The sequence below is a fragment of the Flavobacterium sp. N2038 genome (assembly GCF_025947185.1).
Taxonomy (GTDB): Bacteria; Bacteroidota; Bacteroidia; order Flavobacteriales; family Flavobacteriaceae; genus Flavobacterium.
On record NZ_CP110001.1, the window covers coordinates 2561990 to 2581171 of the forward strand.

Sequence of the window (19182 nt, forward strand, 5' to 3'; positions counted from 1 at the left end):
AGTAATATTAAAAATCCCAATTGTGGTCTAAGCCTGCAATTGGGATTTTTTTATTATAAAAATCAATTAATTGATTTTAAAGTTTAACAAATTATTATAGATAAATATGTTGAGGTAGTTTTATTAATTTTCAACTTTGTGTATAAATAATGAGTAAGGTTTAATGGATTAAACTTTTCAGCATTATTTAGTGAAGCTATTGCTGAAAATGCAGATTCAAATTTAAAAAATAGGGGATGTGAATTACTATCTTTAAAAAAAACACAACTCGTTTAGTGATTCTTTTTTATGAAATCATTAATTGGTTTACAATTAAAAAGCTCAAAATATTTTGATGAAAAATAACTTAATTTGCTGTAATTAAGTTCATACATGACTTCTGTTAAAGTATGAAATTCACCACTTCTTAGAAGTTGTCTTCCTAAAGTCATCTTTTCTTTGATAAAGAAATTGTTTGGAGTTGTTGAGAGACTTTTTTTGAAAGCCATTTTGTACTTTGATTCAGACATCCCTGCCATAGCTGCTAAAAATATTACAGTAGGAAATGGACCATATAAATTTGCCAGTAAATAATCTCGTGTTTTATTAATAGCATCATTTTCGACTTGTGTTAAAGAACTATTTTTATTCTCGGCATCATAAAATTTTCTGAAGAAATTACCCAGTAATTTCAGAGAGATACCTTTTAAAAAGGAATCAAAAGATAAATCGTTTATATTTTTTGTTTTTACTGATTTTAATAATAAAGCGCTACTGCTGTCTATATTGCCATAATGATAAAAGGCTTCAGGAGATCTTTTTTTGAGATCGTCTTTATATTCTTTTTTAGGATACTTTTTAATAAAATCAGCTAATAAGGTTTTGTCAACAAGTATACGTACAGCAAATGTTCTTTGATTTAATGATGGTTTATAAGCACTTGTTATTTCATTATCAATGATTGCCAGATCTAGCTTGTCAAATGAACCAATATGGAAATCTTCATTGTTTATTTTGATCAGATTCATATGTTCACTTAATTCATAATGAAAAATAAATAGTTCATTAGAAGAGCTTTCTCGCGTTATTTTTAAAGGTGTTTGGAGTGATAAGTCAATAAAAAAAACAGAGATACCAGGAGTAATTCGTGTAAAATAGGCATGTCCCGGGCCTATTTTCTCAGGGAAAAAGATTATTTTATCGTCTATAACTTTAGTTCCGAGTTGTTTCGCTAAAATATGCATCCACTCTGATGATAAACTAAGATGATGATGTATTTTTTTCATAAATAAGAGGTTTCATTCATATTTAGTTTAAAAACTGTTTTATAATTCCTGGATATAATTTTTTGGAGACAAACCGAAGTGCTCTTTAAATTTTGAAGCAAAATAAGAGTTGTTCGTAAAATGAAGCTGGTCCGAGACTTGTGATATTGATAATTGTTTCGTTTCGAGAAGTTCTTTTGCAAGAAGTAATTTATTCTCCATAAAAAAAACATTTGGGGTGTCTCCGGTAATTTTATGAAACAAATTTTTAAACTTTGATTCAGACATGTTGGCGTTTTCTGCCAGAGATTTGATACTCGGAAAATGATTTTCTATATTTTTAATCAAATTCATTTGAGTAGTAATAATTTGAGCTAAATCCTGTTGATTAACAGTTTGCATAATAATACGCTTCGTAGAAATTTTTTTGAGATAATTTGATATTAGCAAATGTACAGTCCCAGTGAGGTAAAGATCAAAAATTGCCCCACCAACCTTTAATTTTCTTAGATCGTCAAGTAAATGGTAACTTTCACTACTCATTCTGTCAAATCGAATCATGGTGTTTTTGGCCGGATCAATTAATTGAGAGATATTAGGTAAGTTTATATCGTGTTGTTTAGTATAACTTTCAATAATATCTTTTCTTATAAATATGATTAAAGCATATGTTTTGCTTCCTTTTTTTACATTATAGTCTGAATCTAAAGAAGAATCAATAATGGACAAATTATATTGCCAGCGACTAACATTGTACATGAAATTATGGGTGTTTACTGTTGCTTCACCATCTGTGAGATTGTAATAATAGCCAACAAAATTTTGGTTGGTGTTTTTTTGTATCAGATGTAAATTACGATTGTATTCGACATCGATATAATAAGCAACTACACCAGGCTCTATTTCGAGGAAATAGCGCGTACCTGTATGAATATCTTCAGGAACAATAATAAAGTTTCCTTCAACTTTTCCGCCAAATTGGCGGGCCAAATTTTCTGGCCAGGATAAATCTGCACCATAAGAATGTTCAATTGTTTTCACAGGCATTTGTTTTTAGCAGTATTAAAGTTAATAAAATTTTGTTAATAATATTATAGTTTGTTGATTTTGAGGCGTTAATGGTTAGAGTTGGGTATAAGAGCTAATAAAATTGGTACTATTAGATAATAAAGAGTTCATTGCTGGCTATTTTATTTAAAAGTGTATAATAAATTTGTAGTCTTATTCTGTTGTTTTTTAAACTTTAATTAGCAATACAAATGCCACTTTATTTATAAGTTTGTTATGTTGCTTATAATTAAGGATATATTTAATTTTAACAGCTATAAAGCTATTTTTTGTGTAGGGAAATTTGTCATAGCTGTGGAATTTATACTCGTTTTTAACGACAGTTTTCGGGTGTTTTTGTGTGAAATAAACAAAGAGACTTAATAGCCTCCTTAATTAATATTGTTAAGACCTTCTACAATAGATTTAATCGGTGATTTTTTGATTTAAAGTTTTGCGGTCTATTTTTAGAATTTTTGCCGCTTTAGTTTTGTTGTTTCCAACTGCATTAAGCACCTTTACAATTTGCTCTTTTTCATATTCTTTTAAGGACTTTAAAAAATCGGGTTGTTGCGGAATGTGATATTTTAAGTGTTCCGGTACGTTTTGAAGTGTGATAACTTCATCGCTCATGATAATCATTCGTTGGATTAAATTTTCAAGCTCTCTAACATTGCCTGGCCATTTATAGCGCATTAATATATTGGAAACTTTTTCGTCAATTATTATTTTAGGCTTATTAAATTCAACAGCATATTTTTCGATGAAATTTTTTGCGAGTAATAAAATGTCTTCTCCTCTTTCGCGCAGTGGAGTTGTTTTTATATTTACAACATTAATTCGATAGTATAAATCTTCTCTGAAAGTACCTTTTAAAACCATTTCATTAAGATCGCTATTAGTTGCAGAAATGATTCTGACATTTATTTTTTCGGGAGCAGTTGCCCCAATTCGAGTAATTTCTTTTTCCTGTATTACACGTAAAAGCCTTGTTTGAATTGCCATTGGCGCATTTCCAATTTCGTCCAAAAAAATGGTGCCTCCTGATGCTGCCTGAAACAGTCCTATTTTAGATTCTGATGCACCTGTGAATGCTCCTTTAACATGACCAAAAAGCTCAGACTCCATTAAACTTTCGGGTATACCTCCACAATTAATAGAGATAAAAGGCATTTTTGACAGATTTCCTTGATAGTGAATTGCTTTTGCAATAAGTTCTTTTCCTGTACCACTTTCTCCTTCTATTAATATATTTACATTATTATTTTGGACTCTTTTAATAACATCAATTAAACTCTTGAAATGTGAGGATTGACCAATAATTTCTGCATAAGAGTTTTGTTCAGTTACTATAGCGGTATCTGAAATTATGGATTTTGAAAGCGAGTCTTTAATTGCCGTAGAAAGTTCATTGTTTGTAAAAGGTTTTGTAATATAATCTACAGCGCCCAATTTTAAGGAGTTTATTGCGGTGTCAATAGTTGGCATACCGGTTACAACCAGTTTAGATAAAAGAGGAAAGTGCTCTTTAGTGTATTTTAATAATTCGATTCCATTGATTTCTGGCATATTGAGATCTGTTATGAGCAGATCTATAGCATTACTTTTTAAAACTTCAATAGCTTCATTTACAGATGAAGCCTTGTAGGTATGATAATTTAAAGCTTTTATGCTGCGTTGCAAAACATTTAGCATTTCATAATTATCATCTACTATAAGTATGTTTTCTTTGTTTAATTTCATTTTAAATTTTAGGTTATCGGTAAGCGTATTTGAAAAATCGTGCCTGTGGGATAATTGTTTGTAATGGTTATTTCTCCATTATGATTCATTACTATTTCATGAACAAGGCTTAAGCCTAAACCAGAACCTGTATTGTTGTTTTTTGTGGTAAAAAAAGGTTCAAATATTTTTTGTCTGATTTCTTCTGGTATTCCATGTCCTTGATCTTCAATTCTTATGAATAAGTTTTCAGAGTCATTCTCTATAATTGTTTTAATGGTGCTTCCTGGCTCTGATGCTTGTATTGCATTTATCAATAAGTTAAAAAGAACCTGCTTTATTTGAACCGAATCAATTTTTATTTTTGAAATCGTATTATTAAAAATTACTTCGCTTTTTATTTCTTTCTTCTGAAAATTTTGTTTTAAAAAAGAGAATGCAAAAGTTATGACAGGCTTTATTTCTTGAATTTTTGACTGATATGCCATTTCACAGGAAAAAAACATTAGTTTTTTTACAATTTCACGACAGTAAATTGCAGAGTCAGTAATTGAAGTAATATCTGAGTCGATTTCAGGATTATTATTGGTTAATTTAATCAGTTCTGCATAACCCAGGATATTTCCTAGCGGGTTATTAAGTTCGTGAGCAATTGCAGCAGCGGTTCTATGAAGAATAGATAGCCGGTCAATATGTTCAAGAGTTCTCTCGAGTGATGCTTTTTTATTTAAAATTTGAAATTTTTCGATATAGTTGTTTATTTCAGTAGCAACCATATTCAGAAGTTTTTGTTCATCTGCGAGAAAATGGGTCACATTAAATTGATCAGCAGGATAATGAACCTTAATATAACCAGTGTCGATATTGGACGTGTTTATCGAACTAATTTGAAATACAGTATGATCTGGAAGAACGGATGTTGTTATATGGTATTTAGAGATTTGAATTTCGACGATTGCTTCATCATTAAATTTCCAGGCTCTTCTTACGCTTTCTGATATTTTTTTTAAGGTTGCTTCTTCAAAGAAATTTGATTTTGATATTGTTTCTGAAATTTCATAAAGACATGTTAATTCCTTAATTCTTTCTTTGAGTTTTCCCGGGCTTTGTTTTTGTTTCATTTTATAGGAAATTATCTATACTTACTATTGACTTTGGCGCAAAAGTAACCAAATATTTTACTAAAAAATATTAAAGATATGTTATAGTTAACTTGTTGTAAATAAATAATATAGTGTTTATTTTTTATACCTTATTGTGATATATTTATGCCTTATTTAGGTGTTTTTAAAAATAATTTTTATTGATAAAAAATAGAGGTTTTGTAGTCAAGTCAAAGAAGGCATTTTTTACTTCCTTTAACATCATTCCAGATCAAAAGTCTTATTTTGATATAATAATATCGTTTATGGATTGATTGATTGCAAAAGTCAGAATTAACTTTGTATGGTATATAATTAAAAGTAACCATGCATTGGTTTTTAAAATTATTACTGAACAACAAAACTGCAAATCAATATGATCAATTCTAAATTTTCTTTGGAGTTTAAATTAAGTCCTGTTGAAATACGTAAATTGAATAAAATGTATTTTAAAAATTTATATGAAGATAAAGTCAGGATATTTTCGTTTGTGCTGTTGTTAGTATCATTTATTATAAGTTTAAATTATAATACTGATTTCGTTACCTGGATAATAAGAAATCTAATTTTTGTTGTTTTGTTTTTAGTATTCCAGTATTCATTTGTCAATGCAATCTGCAGGCTTATTTTTAAATTAATTAAAAAACTTGCAAAATTTGATAAGTATATAAATAAATACAAACTCAACTTTACGAATTCATTTATATATGTTCATTCGCCTTTGGGGGATGTAAAACATAAGTGGAACCAAATTGAAAATGCAATTTTGACCAAAGATTTTTTCTTTTTGTATATAAAGGAGAAGAATAACTATATAATCTCTATATCTAATGAGCAAAATAGTGGCAGAAATATAGACAAACTGATTGCTTTTGTGGAAGGTAATGTAACACCGGTAATTAAAGTTTGATAAATTATTGCTTTTGGATTATTACAAAATAAAAAGCTTATAATGATTGTTTTATGTCTTATCGTGTAATTTGGGTTGGTTTTTCTCCTTTACCTTTGTTTAATGTTTAAGTGTTTGATTAGTAATCTTGTAAAGGAAGATTTAATACTTTTAATTGATTATAGAAAGAACAGAATTGTAGATGGATAATGGAAAAGCAAAAAATTTTAGTACGAGACAATAAAAGCGTTTTTTTAAGAATGTTTAAAAGAAAATTTAAAGATGAATTTGATTTTTCTAAACAATCATTTTTGCTGAAAAATGAGAATGAATCTAATAATTATGATCGTTCGATTTTTGTTGTTTATGATAAAAATGAATTCATGCAATTTTCTAAAATAGAAAATAAAGGAAAAAATGTTTTAGTATGTTTGTTTGACTGGCATTTATATAGTAGCTTATCTTTTATGGGGGAGATAAATAATTTAATTGTACTGGATAGCGCTAAAACAAAACCAGAGATGATAAATGAATTAAAAATGTATCTTAAGAGTAATTTCTCTTTTTGCAATAAAAATAACGAAGTTAGTTTTTTTAATACCCCAGTTTTTCAGACTCAATTTTAAAATCTTTATAAGGCATTTTTTCTCTTATGATCGTTAAGACATATGAGAATTTGATTTTACAAAAAGTTCTTTATTAATTCATTTTTTATAAGTAGGATATAGGTTGCTCAATATCCTACTTTTTTTATTCCAAATAATGCAAGTTTTATTCTTTTTTAAAAGGCTAATTCTAAGTGTTGCAAATTCGAAGTTCGTTTGCTTTCAAAATTTGGAAATTCCTTAGATAAAAAGCAATCAAATTTTGTAAAGCAAATTGATGAATTACTTAAGACTGTACTCTGTAGACGTAGGTATTTCTTCTAAAATACCGCTAAAATAGGCGTTACAGCAGGTGTATGAAGTACTAAGAGGGTTAAAACTTGAAAAATATTTAAAAAAAGTCAATTTATTGGTTTTTGTAATCCATTGATTTATAGCTTTAAAGAATGTAGGTTAAGTTTTTATTAACTCAATTGGCTAAAACAGTTATAATTTTAACACTAAACGTGCGTTATAGTTCAAGCAAACTTTTAATTTTGCGCCTTAATTTAACAAGTATAAGCATGAAAGATCTATTAGTAAAAATCAACGCCGAGATTGACGCATTCAGAACTGAAGCAGAATCATTAACAGAAAAAGGAGTTAAAGCTGCTGGACCAAGAGCTAGAAAAGCTACTTTAGAAATTGAAAAACTTTTGAAAGAATTCAGAAAAGTTTCTATCGAAGAATCTAAAAAATAATACGTAACCGTATTCAAAATCAAAAACCTCGCTCACGTAATGTAAGCGAGGTTTTTTTTATGTGAGGAAGTTAAAATGAATAATATCAATAAGGACAGAACGATCTTAATGTAATACAAATATCTCAATATTAAAAGATTACTTTCTAAGGCTGTAAATTGTGAATATCTATTTTATATTTTAAGCCATTTTTTCTCGGTATAATCTATCTTTGGCATCCTTAAAAATTAAAAAAGATGAGTGCAACTTGGTACGAATGCAAAGTAAAATATAGAAAGACGGATGAGACCGGAGGGCAAAAAGTTTTAACAGAACCGTATTTGATAGATGCGATATCTTATACAGAAGCTGAAAAAAGAATTAATGAAGAAATGGCTGCTTATATAAGTGAAGAATTTAAAATCACTAATATTAAAGTAGCTAATTATGCTGAAATACACCCGTTTGAAAACGCAGATCGCTGGTTTAAATCAAAAGTTTCTTTGATTGCCTATGACGAAGAAAGCGGAAAAGAAAGAAAAACCAATATGTATATGCTGGTTCAGGCAAATGATGTGAGAGAAGCTTTTGATAATACGATTCACGTTATGAAAAATACAATGGGTGAATACTCAATTCCGGCGATTTCTGAATCACCAATTATGGATGTTTTTCCATATTTCAGTGGGGAAGAAGAAGAAACTGCGATGCTGGAAAGATTTAATGCTCTAAAAGCTTCTAAACCTGTAAGTGCAGAAGTTCAGGACACAATGGAATTTGATCCGGCATATTTGGAAGAGAGCCTTTAAAATTTCAGTCGTTTTCCAATAGAACTCAATATATAAAAAAAGCAAAATAGATTCTATTTTGCTTTTTTTATATATTATACTTTTTAATAAAGCATTTTTGCCAATGGCGTTACAGCCGAAGCTGATTTAGGAAGTAAGGATGTGAGAGTTTCAAATTGCGCCGGACTTATGTTTTTTTTCATTTTGGCTATAAAAGACTCTCTGTTAGAAGTCATTTTAGAAGTATAACCTGCTTTATCAGTTGCCATTGTCGGTAAAATATTCTTCTTTTTATTTAGAATATCATTAACCAATGAATTTACCGCAGGTTTTTGAGCCTCGGTCAATTTCAATTTTGGAGATAATACTCCCATAACCTGATTCGATATACTCGCAACGTCAAAAGCGGGAATTGCTGTTGTTGAAGCCTTACTGGCTGCTTTTGTAATATCTCCAACACTTTGCGCATTTGCAAACGAAATGGTTCCTAAAAGGATTACTGCAATCAATAATTTTTTTTTCATGGTATTTTCTTTTAAAGTTATTGTTGGATATTAAAGGTAACAAAAATGTTGATTCATTGTACATGTTGTAAAACATAATTACTTGTATGTGTGTGTTTTATGTGGTTTTGTGAAAAATATTCTAAGTGTTCAGAAATTAAAATAAATCCTATCTTAGCTATAGAATTATGTCTTGATATAAAAGCACTTGTATCCTAAAAAAACAAACCAAACATCAGAAACCAAAATCTTCATGAATAAAAAAACACTTATTTTAATTGGATTTATAATTTTAAAATTTGTTCTGCAGTATATTTTATTGAGTCCTGAATACGATTTGCAACGTGATGAATATTTGCATCTCGATCAGGCACATCATCTGGCCTGGGGCTATTTATCTGTTCCGCCTGTAACTTCGTGGTTTTCGTATTTGATCTTTTTACTTGGAAATTCGGTTTTCTGGGTTAAATTTTTCCCTGCGCTTTTTGGTGCATTAACATTGGTAGTGGTTTGGAAAACAATCGCAGCTCTGAAAGGAAATTTGTACGCTTTAGTTTTAGGGGCAACTTGTATTTTATTATCATCACTTTTAAGAATCAATATGTTGTATCAGCCTAATTCATTGGATGTTTTGTGCTGGACACTATTTTATTATGTTGTAATTGAGTATATAATAACCGAAAAAATGAAATGGTTTTATATTGGGGCAGTAGTATTTGCAATTGGTTTTTTAAACAAATACAACATTCTTTTTCTGTTAATCGGTTTACTACCTGCTATTTTGTTAGTTGATCAAAGAAAAATATTTGCAGAGAAAAATCTTTATTTTGCATTGATTTTAGGGTTGATTTTAATTTTGCCCAATCTTTTATGGCAGTACAATAATCATTTTCCAATTGTACATCATATGAAAGAGTTGGCAGAAACGCAATTGGTAAATGTAGATCGTGCGGGATTTTTAAAAGAGCAATTGTTATTTTTTATTGGCGCAGTTCCGGTAATTGTTTTCTCTTTTTACGCGTTACTTTTTTATAAGCCTTTTGCAAGGTATAAGCTGTTTTTCTTTTCGATAATTTTCACGCTTTTAGTTTTTATTTATTTCAAAGCCAAAGCGTATTATGCCATCGGATTGTATCCTGTTTATATTGCTTTTGGTGCAGCATATTTAGGCGAAATTTTAAAAACAGGCTGGAAACGTTTTCTGCAACCAGTATTTATTGCGATTCCGCTGTTGTTTTTTATTCCAATATATGATCTTGCTTTTCCAAATAAAAGTCCGGAGTACATATTTAAACATCCCGAAAAATATAAGAAACTTGGAATGTTGCGTTGGGAAGACGGAAAAGATCATGAATTGCCGCAGGATTTTGCCGATATGCTGGGATGGAAAGAACTTGCACGCAAAACAGATTCCGTTTATGCTTTGTTTCCTAAATCAGAAAACACACTGGTACTTTGCGACAATTACGGCCAGGCAGGAGCAATAAATTATTACACCCAAAAAGGAATTAAAGCTGTTTCTTTTAATGCTGATTATGTGAATTGGTTTAATTTGAATATTGATTACAAAAACCTGATAAGAGTAAAGGAATTTGAAGAAAACAGTACTGAATTTGCGGAGACAAGTCCGTTTTTTCAATCCGGTTATATAGGTGGTGAAATAACAAATAAATATGCAAGAGAATACAAAACCACCATTTTCGTCTTTACAAATGCCAAAATCGATATTAATAAGCGGTTAAAGCAGGAAATTAAAGAAAAAACAAATTACGATAAATAATATGATTGATTTTAGTTCTATTACTTATTTAAAATCCGGTAATCCTAAACAGATTTTGGCTTATAAGATTTTAACGGAAAATAAGATTTTAGAGTTACTTTCTAATTTTGATCCCATATTGGTTGGCACAATTCCAATTAGTATTGATATTGAAAACAGTGATCTTGATATTATTTGCTTTTGGAAAAGTAAAGTCGAGTTTGTTTCTAAGATTTGTTTGCTGTTTGAAGATAAAACCGAATTTAAAATTAAGGAGACCTTTATTGACAATCAGGAATCTGTAATTGCGAATTTTTTAATTGATGGATTGGAAATTGAAATCTTTGGTCAAAATATTCCAACCAAAGAGCAAAATGGATACAAACACATGATTATTGAACATCAGATTTTGGAAGTAAGAGGCGAAATCTTTCGACAGGAAATTATAAAACTAAAGCAAATGGGCTACAAAACCGAACCTGCATTTGGTGAATTGTTAGGTTTAAAAGGCAATCCGTATCTGGAATTGCTGGATTATAAAATATAATTAAAAAATATTGAGATGCAGTTAGCTTTAGATTAGAGTATTAGCTGTTGAAAAAGTACTTTTAGTAAAATAAATCATTATTTTCTTTGTAAAACTGTATTTACTACGTATCTTTGCACCCGAAACATCGCGGGATAGAGCAGTAGGCAGCTCGTCGGGCTCATAACCCGAAGGTCACAGGTTCGAGTCCTGTTCCCGCTACTAAATAAAACACCACTTGAAAAAGCTGGTGTTTTTTTTATTTATACCATTTTGTAATATGGATGAATTTGTTGTCTACATTCTTTATTCTAAAAGATTCAAAAAAACTTATACAGGTTTTACTTCTAATTTAATTGAAAGATTTAAATCGCATAATTTTCTTGAAACAAAAGGTTATACACCAAAATTCAGACCATGGATAGTAATTCATGTAGAATTTTTTAATTCTAAAACTGAAGCAATGAAAAGAGAGAAATACCTAAAAACAGGTATAGGAAGAGAGTTTATTAAAAATTTTGTTTTTAAAGTTTAGCTCGAAAGGCTCATATCCGCCACGGCGGACACAGGTTCGAGTCTTCGCCGCGGCGAACTACTAAATAAAACACCACTTGAAAAAGCTGGTGTTTTTTTATTTATACCATTTTGTAATATGGATGAATTTGTTGTCTACATTCTTTATTCTAAAAGATTCAAAAAAACTTATACAGGTTTTACTTCTAATTTAATTGAAAGATTCAAATCGCATAATTTTCTTGAAACAAAAGGTTATACACCAAAATTCAGACCATGGATAGTAATTCATGTAGAATTTTTTAATTCTAAAACTGAAGCAATGAAAAGAGAGAAATACCTAAAAACAGGTATAGGAAGAGAGTTTATTAAAAATTTTGTTTTTAAAGTTTAGCTCGAAAGGCTCATATCCGCCACGGCGGACACAGGTTCGAGTCTTCGCCGCGGCGAACTACTAAATAAAACACCACTTGAAAAAGCTGGTGTTTTTTTATTTATACCATTTTGTAATATGGATGAATTTGTTGTCTACATTCTTTATTCTAAAAGATTCAAAAAAACTTATACAGGTTTTACTTCTAATTTAATTGAAAGATTTAAATCGCATAATTTTCTTGAAACAAAAGGTTATACACCAAAATTCAGACCATGGATAGTAATTCATGTAGAATTTTTTAATTCTAAAACTGAAGCAATGAAAAGAGAGAAATACCTAAAAACTGGGATTGGAAGAGAGTTTATTAAAAATCTTGTTTTTAAAGTTTAGCTCGAAAGGCTCATATCCGCCACGGTGGACACAGGTTCGAGTCTTCGCCGCGGCGAACTACTAAGACAAAGCTTCAGAGAAATCTGGAGCTTTTTTGTTTATACTAAAACTTGATTTAGATTGTCAGTGCGAAGTCAGGAGAGATTCGCATAGCTTGGAACTCTTCGGGGAGCGAGGTTTAAGCATTGCTTAAATTATCAGTTTTTATTCTTATTTTTCAGTCCTTCAGAAACGTCAATACATAATCTCTTATTTCTTCACGTTGCTTATCAGTTGCATTATCGCACATGTCGCTGTGAATAGTGTTAGGCAGCTTTATAATCGTTATTCCATATTTTTTCTGTTCTGCTTCTGTAGGTAAAACACCTGGGTCGGCAGGTTGGTCGCTTGAACGCAATGAATATACTTTCGGGTTAGTTGTTCTCGGTAAAGCCATACGCCTATTATCAAACGTAATAATTTTGCAAACAATGTCTGGATATTTTTGAGGGAATAATGCGGTCATATCTCCACCAATTGAGTGTCCTAAGAGTGTGATATGTTTAAAGTCTATTTCAGGATTTGATTTTTTTAATTCGTTTATTACGAACATAATATTGTCTGCCCCTCGCTCCCAAAATGGTCGTCTTACAATTTGCGGAATTCCTTTTTCAGGAATTAAACTATCTGTAGGACGTTCGTGCTGAATACTTACGACAAAGTACCCTTTTGACGCCATAAAGTTGGCAAGATCTGAATAGGCTAAATAGGGTTTGCCTTCGTTTTGACTATAACCATGACTAATGAGTACAACTCTAGGATGCTTAGTTTGTGGCTTATAAATCGCAATTGGGATTTCTCTGTTTCTTGATTGGTCTAATAAAGTCAACGTGTCCAAAGCAACGCTGTATACCGATTTATTTCCAACTGATTTTGTTAGTGTTGAGCAACTTATCAGAAGTGCTAATGCCAAAACGTAAATTATTCTACTCATTTTATTGTCTTTTGGGGTATGTCTTTTAGTATGACCGATAACGCTCTGGCGCTACACGCAGACTGGGGTTAAGAAAGCCTTAAACTTTCGGTAAAAGACTAATTTTACAAATACAAAACCATCTTCAAATTTTGCCAAATGCCCAGCTTGTTTGTAGCGTGTTTTGCGTGCTGGTTATTCAAATTCTATCCTACTTTCATTATAGTAATATACTGCCTGACCGTGTTCTTCATCCCAAGTTCTAAATGAAATAATTATTGGGCCTTCTTCGTCAATGGGTACTATAAAACCATAAACTCGAACAAAATATTTAAGTTGGTCTATGTCTGTAAGTTCTGGTAAGCCATAGTCACCTCTCATTTGATTATAACTTTCCCAAAAATATTCACTTAATGTTTCATTGATTTTATATTTATTACCCTCAATTAAATGAATTCGTTTAATCTGTTCGGCAGAAATATTATTATCAACCACTTCAAATTCAACCTTTGCAGTCGTAAAATTTAAACACATTATTCCCGAATTAATTCTAGCTTCAAATGTTTCAAATGCTGGATTATAAAAAAACTCAAATGGGAACTCATAGTTTCTCCAAATTTCTCCGACTGGTATAGATGGCGGAAGATAGAAAGGCGAGACTTGACAACTATATTTACTAAACAGTTCTATTAGTTTTTCGCTATTTTCATTGGTCAGTAAAACTTCTTTATTATTGATTGTACTTGCAATCCTGTCGCGAATGTCAATGTTTAATCCACCGCTTAAAATACCTTTATTCTTAAATAAAATTGCAATGTTATAAATAGCATTTTTTCTTTTCGGAAATACCGCATTCTTACTTAAAGGGAAACACTGCAATAATTCATCTTTTGATGTTGAACTAGCAATAAGCGTAAATGTTAGATTTAAATTTTGATCATTGTCAACTATTGAGTTTAGAACTTTATCATTACGTATTTCGGCTTGTTCGTAATCTACGAAATCATAAAGTTTGGCTTCAAAAGGTTTAAATTCTCTATAATATAGTTTAAAGGTATCAAACTCAATAGTCGATATATATTCTGAAATTCTCATTTGCGGTTGTTTCTTTTAACTTGTACACAAAGTCCTGTTACTACAGTGGATTTGGGACTAAATTAAGCCCTATTTTCGGATTTGCTAAATCATCCCAAATACAAAACAATCTTTCCATTCAGCCTAATACCCAAATCCGTTGTGGTAGCTGTTATGGGCAGGTTATTTCAGTATGGCAAATAATGTTTTTCTCTAGCATAACATTAACTAATTATTTCTTCTAAAAGTATAAAATCTGAATATAAGGTTTTCTCAATTATTATATTTTTAGCTCTCAAAAGTTCAGGTTTTTCATTTTTTTTAAATAAGTGTTTATATAGTTTTTCTCCTTTTTTTTCTAAGTGTAATGATGAGTCAAAACCATCCAAGCTATCTGCTAATTTTTTACTAAAATGTTCAATTTTAACAACAGTATATTCTTTTCGTGTCTTTAATTTAGCTATTAAATCTTTTTTTTGGTGATAAACGTTAGCATAATAATAGAAAAAAATAATTAATGCGACTACAATAGAAATAGTTATTAATACTGGAAGGTTTTGGTACATCTGTTCAGAATAACTTTGCGTACCTTGATTATATCTTTTTTTTACAAAACTTTTAATAAAGTTCCAAAACTCTGCCGGGACAAACAAAATAAAAACCCAAATTGATAAAGCAATAATTACAGATTTTCGGAATTTCTTTTTTCCTTCATTATAAAGATTTTCGATTATAATAGTTTCGTTCGATGTTAAGGGTAAAATAGTTTTATTCATTTTATAGATATATCAGTTAAATTAATTTTTTGTTTATTTATAAGGATTCTGTTATCGTCTTTTTAACTAGTTGACAGTCTTCATGTGTCTGACTATATGGGGCTTATATGTCCTAAATAAGGTGTTATATCTGACAAATGTCAGTATTTGTTTGTTTTCAAAAATAGTTTTTTTATTTCATAAACCACCAGACGGATTTTTATTTATTGAATATTTTTTGTACTCACATGAGTGTAAATTTCGGTGGTCTTAATGTTTTGATATTTGAATACTTCCCGCTACCAAGAAAAAGCTCCAGAGAAATCCGGAGCTTTTTTTGTAATAACTGTCTCGTCCTAAAATAAGTTGACACTAAATCGACTTATAATGAAAGACAAAGAAAACAAAGGGGGCAGGCGTTCCCAGCGGGATTATAACATGGCTTTTAAATTAGCTGTAATTTCCCAAGTTGAAAAAGGAGAAATGACCTATAGACAAGCTCAAAAAAACTATGGAATACAAGGAAGAAGTACAGTTTTGGTGTGGCTCAGAAAATTTGGTAACTTAGACTGGAGCAAACCAAACTTGTTATTTATGTCTAAATCTAAAGAAACTCCGGCACAAACCATTAAAAGGCTTGAAAAAGAATTAGCAGATGAACAGCTAAAGAATAAGATACTTAATACCATGATTGATATCTCTGATAGTCAGTACGGTACTCAGATTCGAAAAAAGTTTTCTCCCAAACCATCTTCCGCCTCAGGCAAGAAGCAGGAATAAGTTTATGTAAAAGTTGCCGATTGTTTGGGATCAGCAGGCAAGCTTTCTATCAAGGGCAGAACAGAATTACCTTAAGAGAATCTGAACTACTCAAAGTTAGAGATTTGGTTATCGGCATAAGAATGGAAATGCCTCGTATTGGCACTCGTAAATTATATCATATTCTTTGTGATCAATTTTTACAAAAGGGAATTAAGATAGGTCGAGATGCATTTTTTGATTATTTAAGAAGAGAAAAATTACTTGTAAAACCAATAAAGAGTTATACAAAAACTACTTTTTCAAAACATTGGCTGCACAAATATGATAATCTTTTGAAAGAATGTAAAATTGAACGTCCTGAACAAGTATACGTAAGTGATATCACTTATATAAAATCACAGCAAAAAACTCATTATCTCTCCTTGGTCACTGATGCTTACAGTAGAAAAATAGTTGGTTATAAACTTAGTGATGATATGAACGCAGAAAGTGTAGTTCAGGCTTTAAAAATGGCAGTGAAGAGTAGAAAATCGATACTGCCGCTAATACATCATTCTGATAGGGGTTTGCAATATTGTTCAAAGGTTTATCAAAATGTATTAGCTAAACACAATATTAAACCATCAATGACAGATGGATATGACTGCTATCAAAATGCATTAGCGGAAAGAATTAATGGAATCTTAAAAAACGAGTTTTTAATTTATAAATGCAAGGATGGAGCCACATTGGAAAAGCTTGTAAAGGAGTCAATAATTATATATAATACAAAAAGACCACATCTAAGTTTGATGATGAAAACTCCTAACTTTATACATGAAAAAACCAGCCAAGAAAACCTGACTGGTTAATATAAATTTTTATTGTAAACTGTCAACCTATTTTAGGACGACTCACATAATAAAAGCCGATAAACTATCTGCTTTGGGTCTGGGGATTTTCCACAGATTGTTGCTTATAAATTTAAAAATTGATTCGTGTTGATTACATCTGCATAGTAAAATTGTAATGCACTGATGAATGAGGATTGAACCTGTTCTGCCTTGGTAATTCTGCCTTGAAATTCCAAATCCAATGTTGCACAGGCATCGGCTAATAAAGTAATAGTAAAACCATAATCTTTAGCAGCTCTAACGGCAGAGTCAACACAAATTTGTGTCATCATACCACAAACAACTAAATCAGTAATTTTGTTTTCTTGGAGATATGACAATAAATCTGTTCCCTGAAAACTGTTAGGGACATGCTTGATGATGATTTTTTCTCCTTCTATTGGAAGTACATCTTCATGTATTTTCGCTCCTTTAGTATTAGGTAAAAAGAATCCTTCTTGAGCAATATGCTGTACGTGAACAATTGTTTTATGCTCCAGCCTGAATTTTTCAAGTACGACTTTAGCATTTTTTGATGCTTTTTCCGGATTAACTAATGTGTATGCTCCACCTTCAAAGTAATCATTTTGAATGTCGATGATAAGTAAAGCTTCCTTCTTTTTTGTTTTATTTTCCATGTGTTATATTTTTTTTCAAAGGTATCCTGATAGAAAAGAAACATATGTTGAACTAGTTCACCAAATACTTAAAAAGCAATTTTTTGGCGTATAAATGAAAAAAGAATAGTAGATGTAATTATACTACGAGGATTTTTTTAAATTAGTTTTACTATATGAAATAACCACTAATGAAGCTTTTATACCATGTATAATAACAGATATAAGCAGCTAAACGAATCTGATGAAATAAATGATGGAGCAAAATCTATTTTACGAAAATATAAGAAAGTATGTCGATTTAACAGAAGCCGAGTTTGAAAAATTGAGCTCGTTTTATCATATTGAAAAGATAGAGCGAAATCAAATAATACTTTCTGAAGGTGAAATTTGCAATTTTGAAGGATATATATTAGAAGGCTGCTTTAAAATTTTCTATAAAGAAGATAACATAAAAGATCATGTTCTCTATTTTGCAATAGAAGACTGGTGGGTGTTAGATATTGGAAGTTTTGTGTCAGGAATGCCTTCGAAATTAAATATTCAGGCTTTAGAGGATTCTGTGATTATGACAATTAACAATGAGCAGAAGGAAAAACTATATGCTGAAATGCCTAAAACAGAAAGACTTTTTCGTTTGATGAATCAAAAAGCCTTAGAATCAATTCAATTGCGAATGATTAGCATGTTAAATAAAACAGCAGATAAACGTTATTTAGATTTTAAAAACAAGTATCCAACACTAGAGCAAAGAATTCCGCAGCATCAGATTGCTGCTTATTTAGGTATTTCACATGAGTTTTTGAGTAAAATTAGAAGGAAGTTGTTATGAATTAAAAGAACAAAGGAGCCAATTTTATTACAAATTAGCTCCTTTTATATTGTTTAAAGGTTTACTTCCCGATACAGAAATTAGAGTCCAGTGTTTACAGGTGTTTCCAGATTATATGGTACAAAAATGGTACAAATCTGGCCGAAATATCACAAAATAAAACAAAGATATCCTTATTGAGATAACATAACTCATGGGAGTTGTTTCATGCAAAAATAGTAGAAATTTTGAATGTTGATTATATAGCAGATATAAAAATTTAAGTAAGTATGATTAGCATACCTAGAGACTTTGGCTTATAATTTTAAAGTGATTTTTGGAAACCACTTAACTTTGAAGAGATGTTAAAGATTTATGTCGTTATATAATTCGGTGATAGTAGTGAATCTATTTTGTAATAGCTGTCTATTTTTATATGCTTTTACTATTTCACTTATTCCCGAGCCCCAAGCACTAAAATCGTATCGGGTGCCGCATTCTTCTCGTATATTTGCGGGACACAAGCAACTCCATAAAAAATTATTGATTTCTTGCCAGCCAACAAATTTATCAGTTTTTGATATATTGGATATGCTTTCAGGACTAAATAGAATAGGTCTAACTGAAATCTGACCAAATTCTGTTTTTATTATAAGTGAACTAAAGGATGTTTTGTTTGAGTTTTCAACAGGCTTTATTAATAGAAGTAGGTTTTGAGCAATTTCATGAATCTGCTCTTCTTTGAAGAGCCCAATCCACTTAATAACTTTACTCAATGGAATCAAGTTCTCATTTCTTAATGACTTATTGAATTTTAATGAAATACCATGACTTTTTACCTCACCAATGATTACATCAATTGAGTTAGGAATTTCCAGAAATGTAGAAGAATTATGTTCAGTGTCATTTTGGTTATGATATGGAAATCGAATTGCAATAATATCAATTTCTCCTGAAATCGTCTTTTCAGGAGAATGTATAATCAAACCAGTAGAAATATATCCATTAAGCCTAAGATATAATTTTACAATGTTTTCTTGAATAGTTGATCTTTCCTTACTGGTCATTAAATTTGTTTATTCGAATTAATTAAAATTACACATTAATTTTTATTGT

21 protein-coding genes and 1 tRNA gene are annotated in these 19182 nt (G+C 30.4%); 12 read left to right on the forward strand and 10 right to left on the reverse strand.

The genetic code is table 11. The features are described 5' to 3' along the window. Positions 1-272 precede the first annotated feature (272 nt). The 4 genes from OLM51_RS11450 to OLM51_RS11465 all read right to left on the reverse strand — a co-directional run bounded on the left by OLM51_RS11450 (position 273) and on the right by OLM51_RS11465 (position 5134). Positions 273-1265, reverse strand: a complete 993-nt coding sequence (locus OLM51_RS11450; RefSeq protein ID WP_264550753.1) for a helix-turn-helix domain-containing protein — start codon at positions 1263-1265, stop codon at positions 273-275. Between the two features lie 39 nt (positions 1266-1304). Further along, positions 1305-2285, reverse strand: a complete 981-nt coding sequence (locus tag OLM51_RS11455) for a helix-turn-helix domain-containing protein (protein WP_264550754.1) — start codon at positions 2283-2285, stop codon at positions 1305-1307. Between the two features lie 432 nt (positions 2286-2717). Continuing rightward, on the reverse strand, positions 2718-4034 hold the full coding sequence (locus OLM51_RS11460) for a sigma-54-dependent transcriptional regulator (protein ID WP_264550755.1): 1317 nt from the start codon (positions 4032-4034) through the stop codon (positions 2718-2720). Between the two features lie 8 nt (positions 4035-4042). Then, positions 4043-5134: a sensor histidine kinase gene (locus OLM51_RS11465; RefSeq protein WP_264550756.1), complete on the reverse strand. Its 1092-nt coding sequence runs from the start codon at positions 5132-5134 to the stop codon at positions 4043-4045. A gap of 397 nt (positions 5135-5531) precedes the next feature. Here OLM51_RS11465 and OLM51_RS11470 point away from each other — a divergent pair, with 397 nt between their 5' ends. The 4 genes from OLM51_RS11470 (at position 5532) to OLM51_RS11485 (ending at position 8177) form a co-directional block, all read left to right on the forward strand. Next, positions 5532-6065 carry a YcxB family protein gene (locus OLM51_RS11470; protein WP_264550757.1) on the forward strand — a complete coding sequence of 178 codons (534 nt, stop codon included), beginning with the start codon at positions 5532-5534 and terminating at the stop codon, positions 6063-6065. Between the two features lie 188 nt (positions 6066-6253). Continuing rightward, complete coding sequence (locus OLM51_RS11475) at positions 6254-6670, forward strand: hypothetical protein (RefSeq protein ID WP_264550758.1); 417 nt, start codon at positions 6254-6256, stop codon at positions 6668-6670. 542 nt (positions 6671-7212) lie between these two features. Beyond that, positions 7213-7389, forward strand: a complete 177-nt coding sequence (locus OLM51_RS11480; protein WP_213257703.1) for a histone H1 — start codon at positions 7213-7215, stop codon at positions 7387-7389. Between the two features lie 236 nt (positions 7390-7625). Next, the gene (locus tag OLM51_RS11485) at positions 7626-8177 is read left to right on the forward strand and encodes a DUF4494 domain-containing protein (protein ID WP_264550759.1); all 552 of its coding nucleotides are present in this window, start codon (positions 7626-7628) and stop codon (positions 8175-8177) included. Positions 8178-8260: 83 nt separating this feature from the next. Here the strand turns inward: OLM51_RS11485 and OLM51_RS11490 are convergent, their stop codons facing one another. After that, a complete protein-coding gene (locus tag OLM51_RS11490) occupies positions 8261-8680 on the reverse strand; it encodes a hypothetical protein (RefSeq protein ID WP_264550760.1) in 420 nt (139 codons plus the stop codon). Positions 8681-8912: 232 nt separating this feature from the next. Here OLM51_RS11490 and OLM51_RS11495 point away from each other — a divergent pair, with 232 nt between their 5' ends. The 6 genes from OLM51_RS11495 (at position 8913) to OLM51_RS11520 (ending at position 12223) form a co-directional block, all read left to right on the forward strand. Further along, positions 8913-10439 carry an ArnT family glycosyltransferase gene (locus tag OLM51_RS11495; protein WP_264550761.1) on the forward strand — a complete coding sequence of 509 codons (1527 nt, stop codon included), beginning with the start codon at positions 8913-8915 and terminating at the stop codon, positions 10437-10439. Position 10440: 1 nt separating this feature from the next. Then, positions 10441-10965 carry a DUF4269 domain-containing protein gene (locus OLM51_RS11500; RefSeq protein ID WP_264550762.1) on the forward strand — a complete coding sequence of 175 codons (525 nt, stop codon included), beginning with the start codon at positions 10441-10443 and terminating at the stop codon, positions 10963-10965. A gap of 128 nt (positions 10966-11093) precedes the next feature. Continuing rightward, positions 11094-11166, forward strand: a tRNA-Met gene (locus tag OLM51_RS11505). A gap of 58 nt (positions 11167-11224) precedes the next feature. Next, positions 11225-11479 (forward strand): GIY-YIG nuclease family protein, encoded by a 255-nt coding sequence (locus OLM51_RS11510; RefSeq protein ID WP_264550763.1) that lies wholly within the window; start codon positions 11225-11227, stop codon positions 11477-11479. A 117-nt stretch (positions 11480-11596) separates the two neighbouring features. Further along, positions 11597-11851 carry a GIY-YIG nuclease family protein gene (locus OLM51_RS11515; protein ID WP_264550763.1) on the forward strand — a complete coding sequence of 85 codons (255 nt, stop codon included), beginning with the start codon at positions 11597-11599 and terminating at the stop codon, positions 11849-11851. A gap of 117 nt (positions 11852-11968) precedes the next feature. Further along, positions 11969-12223 (forward strand): GIY-YIG nuclease family protein, encoded by a 255-nt coding sequence (locus OLM51_RS11520; protein ID WP_264550764.1) that lies wholly within the window; start codon positions 11969-11971, stop codon positions 12221-12223. A 217-nt stretch (positions 12224-12440) separates the two neighbouring features. On the opposite strand, the gene OLM51_RS11525 is transcribed toward OLM51_RS11520, so the two are convergent. From OLM51_RS11525 to OLM51_RS11535, 3 genes are all read right to left on the reverse strand, one after another. Beyond that, the gene (locus tag OLM51_RS11525) at positions 12441-13196 is read right to left on the reverse strand and encodes an alpha/beta hydrolase family protein (protein ID WP_264550765.1); all 756 of its coding nucleotides are present in this window, start codon (positions 13194-13196) and stop codon (positions 12441-12443) included. 174 nt (positions 13197-13370) lie between these two features. Continuing rightward, positions 13371-14270, reverse strand: coding sequence for a DUF6985 domain-containing protein (locus OLM51_RS11530; protein WP_264550766.1), 900 nt, complete (start codon positions 14268-14270; stop codon positions 13371-13373). A gap of 203 nt (positions 14271-14473) precedes the next feature. Continuing rightward, a complete protein-coding gene (locus OLM51_RS11535) occupies positions 14474-15025 on the reverse strand; it encodes a hypothetical protein (protein WP_264550767.1) in 552 nt (183 codons plus the stop codon). Positions 15026-15391: 366 nt separating this feature from the next. Here OLM51_RS11535 and OLM51_RS11540 point away from each other — a divergent pair. Then, positions 15392-16617 (forward strand): IS3 family transposase gene (locus tag OLM51_RS11540; RefSeq protein WP_413614521.1). Its coding sequence is split into 2 segments (ribosomal slippage): positions 15392-15731 and positions 15731-16617, totalling 1227 coding nucleotides; the frame shifts between segments, so codons are not numbered across the junction. Positions 16618-16721: 104 nt separating this feature from the next. On the opposite strand, the gene OLM51_RS11545 is transcribed toward OLM51_RS11540, so the two are convergent. Then, positions 16722-17276, reverse strand: a complete 555-nt coding sequence (locus tag OLM51_RS11545) for a cysteine hydrolase family protein (RefSeq protein WP_264550769.1) — start codon at positions 17274-17276, stop codon at positions 16722-16724. A gap of 232 nt (positions 17277-17508) precedes the next feature. Between OLM51_RS11545 and OLM51_RS11550 the strand changes: the two genes are divergently transcribed. Beyond that, entirely contained in the window at positions 17509-18087 is a 579-nt protein-coding gene (locus OLM51_RS11550) for a Crp/Fnr family transcriptional regulator (RefSeq protein ID WP_264550770.1), read from the forward strand. Between the two features lie 344 nt (positions 18088-18431). On the opposite strand, the gene OLM51_RS11555 is transcribed toward OLM51_RS11550, so the two are convergent. Further along, on the reverse strand, positions 18432-19133 hold the full coding sequence (locus OLM51_RS11555) for a hypothetical protein (protein ID WP_264550771.1): 702 nt from the start codon (positions 19131-19133) through the stop codon (positions 18432-18434). Between the last annotated feature and the right edge of the window lie 49 nt (positions 19134-19182).